Origin of the sequence: Micromonospora sp. HK10 (genome assembly GCF_000982955.1) — a bacterium.
Taxonomy (GTDB): Bacteria; Actinomycetota; Actinomycetes; order Mycobacteriales; family Micromonosporaceae; genus Micromonospora.
Genome location: NZ_KQ058740.1, coordinates 1 through 6,299, shown reverse-complemented (window position 1 = coordinate 6,299; position 6,299 = coordinate 1). Strand labels below are relative to the sequence as shown.

Annotated in this window: 1 protein-coding gene and 1 pseudogene; both read left to right on the top strand. The window is 74.5% G+C overall.

Features of this window, described 5'->3' with window-relative positions:
- Positions 1–331: 331 nt before the first annotated feature.
- Entirely contained in the window at positions 332–5,803 is a 5,472-nt protein-coding gene (locus LQ51_RS08780; protein ID WP_046564205.1) for an ATP-binding protein, read from the top strand.
- Positions 5,804–5,911: 108 nt separating this feature from the next.
- Positions 5,912–6,299, top strand: a pseudogene (locus tag LQ51_RS08775) (hypothetical protein); the annotation flags it as partial.

Sequence of the window (6,299 nt, the reverse complement as noted above, 5' to 3'; positions counted from 1 at the left end):
CCGGCCCGCCCAGACCCCGCCGGGCGGGCGTGCGCTGAGCCGCCGGGCGGGCCGGCGCTGAGCCGCTGACGGCACCCTCCGCGCCGGCGGGCGTCGTCGCCTCAAGGTCGCCGGCCGGCCGGCGCACAGGGCTCCGCCCTAACCGGGCGCCGGTCCCCATGCAGCCACCGTGACAGCCAAAAAGTTTTGTTCGGTTCCTACAACTGGCACCGCACAGGCTTCGGCGGTTACGACATGGCGCCGCCCGCCGGCAGGCGGAAGGGTGGATCACTGCCGGGGGCCGTGGTCCCGCGGCGCGTCGCATCATGGTTCTACCGGAGGGGTCGGTCAGGTGTTCAGCCGTGTCGCCATCGTCAACCGGGGTGAGGCCGCGATGCGGCTCATCCACGCGGTCCGTGAGCTGGCTGCGGAGACCGGGGCCAGGATCGAGACGGTCGCCCTCTACACCGACGTCGACCGCACCGCGACGTTCGTGCGCGAGGCCGACATCGCCTACGACCTCGGTCCGGCGTCCGCGCGGCCGTACCTCGACCTGACGGTGCTGGAACGCGCCCTGGTGGAGACCGGCGCCGACGCCGCGTGGGTGGGTTGGGGCTTCGTCGCCGAGGATCCGGCGTTCGCGGAGCTGTGCGAGAAGATCGGGGTCACCTTCGTCGGGCCGAGCCCGGACGCCATGCGCAAGCTCGGCGACAAGATCGGCGCGAAGCTGATCGCCGAGGAGGTCGGCGTACCGGTCGCGCCGTGGAGCCGCGGCGCGGTGGAAACCCTGGACGCCGCCCTGGCGGCGGCCACCGAGATCGGCTACCCGCTGATGCTGAAGGCGACCGCGGGCGGCGGCGGGCGCGGCATCCGGGTGGTCACCAACTCCGCCGACCTGGCCGACGCGTACGAGCGCACCAGCCAGGAGGCGGCGCGGGCCTTCGGCAGCGGCGTGGTGTTCCTGGAACGCCTGGTCACCGGTGCCCGGCACGTCGAGGTCCAGGTGATCGCCGACGGCCAGGGCACCGCGTGGGCGCTCGGCGTACGGGACTGCTCGGTGCAGCGGCGCAACCAGAAGGTCATCGAGGAGTCGTCGTCGCCGGTGCTCAGCCCGGCGCAGGCCGCCGAGCTCAAGGCGTCGGCCGAGCGGCTGGCCGTCGCGGTCGGCTACCGGGGCGCGGCGACCGTCGAGTTCCTCTACCACCCCGGCGACCGGCTCTTCGCGTTCCTGGAGGTCAACACCCGGCTCCAGGTCGAGCACCCGATCACCGAGCTGACCACCGGGTTCGACCTGGTCAAGGCGCAGCTGCACGTCGCCGGGGGCGGGCGGCTCGACGGCGTGCCGCCGGTGGAGCGCGGCCACGCCATCGAGGCCCGGCTCAACGCCGAGGATCCCGACCGCGACTTCGCGCCCTCCCCGGGCCGGATCGCCCGGCTGGACCTGCCCGCCGGGCCGGGCATCCGGGTGGACACCGGGGTCAGCGAGGGCGACACCATCCCCGCCGACTTCGACTCGATGATCGCCAAGATCATCGCGTACGGGCGCGACCGGGACGAGGCGCTGGGCCGGCTACGCCGGGCGATGGCGAACACCACCGTGATCATCGAGGGTGGCGCCACCAACAAGAGCTTCGTGCTCGACCTGCTCGACCAGCCCGAGGTGATCGACGCCAGCGCGGACACCGGCTGGATCGACCGGGTCCGGGGCCAGGGCAGGCTGGTCGCGCACCGGCACTCGGCCGTCGCGCTGGCCGCCGCGGCCATCGAGGCGTACGAGGAGGAGGAGCGCGCCGAGCGGCAGCGGCTGCTGTCGACGGCGGCCGGCGGCCGGCCCCAGGTGCAGCACAAGAGCGGCCGGCCACTGGACCTCAAGCTGCGCGGCGTGACCTACCGGATGCGGGTGGCGCGGATCGGCGCGCACCGGTTCCGGGTCGGCATCGAGGCGGGCGGCGCGGTGCACACCGCCGACGTCGAACTCGACCGGTTCGACCGGCACACCGGGCAGATCGCCGTGAACGGCTCCCGGCACCGGCTGCTGACCGGTACGCACGGCCCGATCCACCTGGTCGAGGTGGACGGCGTGACGCACCGGGTCAGCCGCGACGAGGGCGGCGTCCTCCGGTCTCCCATGCCCGCCCTGGTGGTCGCCACCCCGCTGGCGATCGGCGCCGAGGTCGAGGCGGGCGCGCCGGTGCTGGTGCTGGAGGCCATGAAGATGGAGACGGTGCTGCGGGCGCCGTTCAAGGCGCGGCTGAAGGAGTGCGCCGTCTCCGTGGGCAGCCAGGTGGAGGCCGGTGCCGCGCTGCTGCGGCTGGAGCCGGTCGCCGACGAGGGTGCGGAGGTCGCGGACGGCCCGTCCTCGGCCACCGTCGAGCTGGACCTGCCCGCCGCGCCCGGCGACGTACCGGCGGCCGAGCGCACCCGGCGCGGCCAGGAGGATCTGCGCGGCCTGCTGCTCGGCTTCGACGTCGACCCGCACGACGACCGCCGGGCGCTCGACGACTACCTGGCGGCCCGGCAGGCCGCCATTGAGGACGGTCACCGACCGCTCGCCGAGGAGATCGACCTGTTCGAGGTCTTCGCCGACCTCGCCGAGCTGAGCCGCAACCGGCCCACCGGCGAGGACGGCGGCGGCGACGCGCACGTGCACAGCGCGCGCGAGTACTTCCACACCTACCTGCAGAGCCTCGACGTGGAGCGGGCCGGGCTGCCGGCCGCGTTCCAGGCCCGGCTGGGCAAGGCGCTCGGGCACTACGGGGTGACCGACCTGGAGCGCTCCCCCGCGCTCGAGGCCGCCGTGTTCCGGATCTTCCTGGCCCAGCAGCGCGCGTCCGCCGACGCCGCGGTCGTGGTGGCCCTGCTGCGCGCCTGGCTGCGCGAGGCCCCGCCGGAGGAGGCGCTGCGCGAGCCGGCCGGCCTGGCGCTGGAGCGGCTGGTGGCCGCCACGCAGGTCCGCTTCCCGGTCGTCGCCGACCTGGCCCGGGGCGTGGTCTTCGCCTGGTTCGCCCAGCCGCTGCTGCGCCGCAACCGCGCCCAGGTCTACGCCGAGGTCCGCCGGCACCTGCGCCACCTCGACGCCCACCCGGACGCGCCCGACCGCGCCGAGCGGGTGGCCGCGATGGTACGCAGCACCGAACCGCTGGTCCGGCTGCTCGGCCAGCGACTCGTTCGCGACCACCTGGACAACGCGGTCATGCTCGAGGTGCTGACCCGGCGCTACTACGGCAACAAGGCACTCACCAGCGTCCGCACCCACGACGTCGCCGGCTGCACCTTCGTGGTCGCCGGCCGCGCCGGGTCCAGCGTGGTCTCCGCGGCGGTGCGCTTCGACGCGCTGGGCGGCGCGCTGCGCGGGCTCGCCGAGCTGGCCGGCGGCGACGGCACCATCGACGCCGACATCTACCTGGCCTGGGAGAATCAGCCGGCGGACTTCGACGCGATGGCGGCGGCGCTGCTCGAGGTGCTCAACGCGCACCCGCTGCCGGCCCAGGTGCGCCGGGTCACCACCACCGTCGCCGGCCGGGCCGGCGCGGTCATGCACCACCACTTCACCTTCCGCCCGGCCGGTGCCGGCATGGCCGAGGAGCGGCTGATCCGTGGCCTGCACCCGTACATCGCCGAGCGCATGCAGCTGGAGCGGCTGCACAAGTTCGACCTGACCCGGCTGCCGTCGGCCGACGAGGAGGTCTACCTCTTCCAGTGCGTGGCCCGGGAGAACCCGTCCGACCAGCGCCTCGTCGCGTTCGCGCAGGTGCGCGACCTGACCGGGCTGCGCGATCAGGACGGCCGGTTGGTCGCGCTGCCGACCACCGAGAACACCATCGCCGCCTGCCTGGACTCGATCCGCCGCGCCCAGTCGCAACGCCCGTCGAAGGGGCGCTTCCCCACCAACCGGATCGTCGTCTACGTGTGGCCGCCGAGCGAGCTCACCCGCGAGGAGATGGAGATGATCGCCGGGCGGGTACGCCCGACGACCGCCGGGGCCGGGCTGGAGGAGATCCTGTTCATCGCCCGGCAGCGCGACCGGGAGACCGGCGCGCTGACCAAGATCGCGGTACGGATCTCCTTCGACGTGACCGGCGCCGCCCGGTTGACCGTCGGGGAGCCGCCGGTGGAGCCGGTCGAGCCGCTCGACGACTACCGGCTGAAGGTGCTCCGGGCGAGCAGCCGCAACACCGTCTACCCCTACGAGCTGACCGGGCTGCTCGGCGACTTCGTCGAGCACGACCTCGACGAGCACCACGCGCTGGTGCCGGTCGACCGGCCCAAGGGGCGCAACAGCGCGGCCATCGTGGCCGGCGTGGTCACCACGCCGACCCCGCGGCACCCGCAGGGCATCACCCGGGTGGTGCTGCTCGGTGACCCCACGAAGTCGCTGGGCGCCCTCTCCGAGCCGGAGTGCCGTCGGGTGATCGCGGCGCTGGACCTGGCCGAGCGGATGCGGGTGCCGCTGGAGTGGTACGCCCTCTCCGCCGGCGCCCGGATCTCGATGACGTCGGGCACCGAGAACATGGACTGGGTGGCCGCGGCGCTCAAGCGGATCGTCGAGTTCACCCAGGCCGGCGGTGAGATCAACATCGTGGTCGCGGGGATCAACGTCGGCGCCCAGCCGTACTGGAACGCCGAGGCCACGATGCTCATGCACACCAAGGGCATCCTGGTGATGACGCCGGACTCGGCGATGGTGCTCACCGGCAAGCAGTCGCTCGACTTCTCCGGTGGAGTGTCCGCCGAGGACAACTTCGGCATCGGCGGCTACGACCGGGTGATGGGCCCGAACGGCCAGGCCCAGTACTGGGCGCCGGACCTGCCCGCCGCCCGGGACGTGCTGATGGCGCACTACGCGCACACGTACGTCGCGCCCGGGGAGGACGCGCCGCGCCGGGCGGGCACCACCGACCCGGTCGACCGGGACATCTCCGGCTTCCCGCACGCCGTGGCCGGCAGCGACTTCGCCACGGTCGGCGAGATCTTCTCGGCCACCGCGAACCCGGACCGGAAGAAGCCGTTCGACATCCGGACCGTGATGCGCGCGCTGGCCGACCAGGACCACCCGGTGCTGGAGCGCTGGGCGGGCATGGCCGACGCGGAGACCGCGGTGGTGCAGGACGTGCACCTGGGCGGCATCCCGGTCTGCCTGCTCGGCATCGAGTCCCGGTCGGTGCCCCGGCGGGGCTTCCCGCCCACCGACGGTCCGGACACCTACACCGCCGGCACGCTCTTCCCGCGCTCCTCCATGAAGGCCGCGCGGGCGATCAACGCGGCCAGCGGCAACCGGCCGCTGGTGGTGCTGGCGAACCTGTCGGGCTTCGACGGCTCGCCCGAGTCGATGCGCAAGCTGCAACTGGAGTACGGCGCGGAGATCGGCCGGGCCATCGTGAACTTCCGCGGGCCCATCGTGTTCTGCGTGATCTCGCGGTACCACGGCGGCGCGTTCGTGGTGTTCTCCAAGGCGCTGAACCCGGAGATGACCGTGCTCGCGCTGGAGGGGTCGTTCGCCTCGGTGCTGGGCGGCGCGCCCGCCGCCGCGGTGGTGTTCTCCGGCGACGTCGACGCGCGTACCGCCGCCGACCCCCGGGTGCGGGACCTGGAGGCCCGCGCCGCGGCCGCCGCCGGCACCGAACGCGCCGCGCTGACCGCGGAACTCGACGAACTCCGCTCGTCGGTGCGCGCGGAGAAGCTCGGCGAGGTCGCCACGGAGTTCGACCGGGTGCACAACATCCGGCGGGCCGTCGAGGTCGGCTCGGTCGACGCCGTGATCCGCGCCGCGGAACTGCGGCCGCGCATCATCGAGGCCATCGAGTCCCGGCTGCGCCGGGCCTGACCGCCTCCGGCCGCGAAGCCCCGACGAGCCGACCGCTCGTCGGGGCTTCGGCGGTCCGCGGTGGAATCGTTATCCGGATACCGGCCGGCGCGGCCCTACGCTCCGAGCGTGACTCGCGTTCCTCGGGGCCGGAAGCCGTACCCGCTGCTCGCCGCCGCGCTCGTCCTGCTGCTGCTCGGCGCGGGCGTGGCGTGGGGCGTCGGCGACGCGCTCGGGCTGAGCCACGCCCCCGCCGCCGTGCCGCGCGAGGACCTCGCCGCCGCGCCGCGGCGGGCGCCCGCGCCGGTGCCGCCGCTGGCCTCCCTGGTGGTGCCGGACGAGCCGCGTACCGTCAAGGCCGCCACCGCCGTCGCCGACGCGCTGGTCTTCCGCGGCCGGCCCCGCCCGGCCGTCACCCCGGCCGCGCCGGCGCCGACCCGACCGGCCGGGACGGCGACCGGCACGCCGCCGACCGGCGGCACGCCCCCCCCCGCCCCCCCCCCCCCCCGAAAAACGA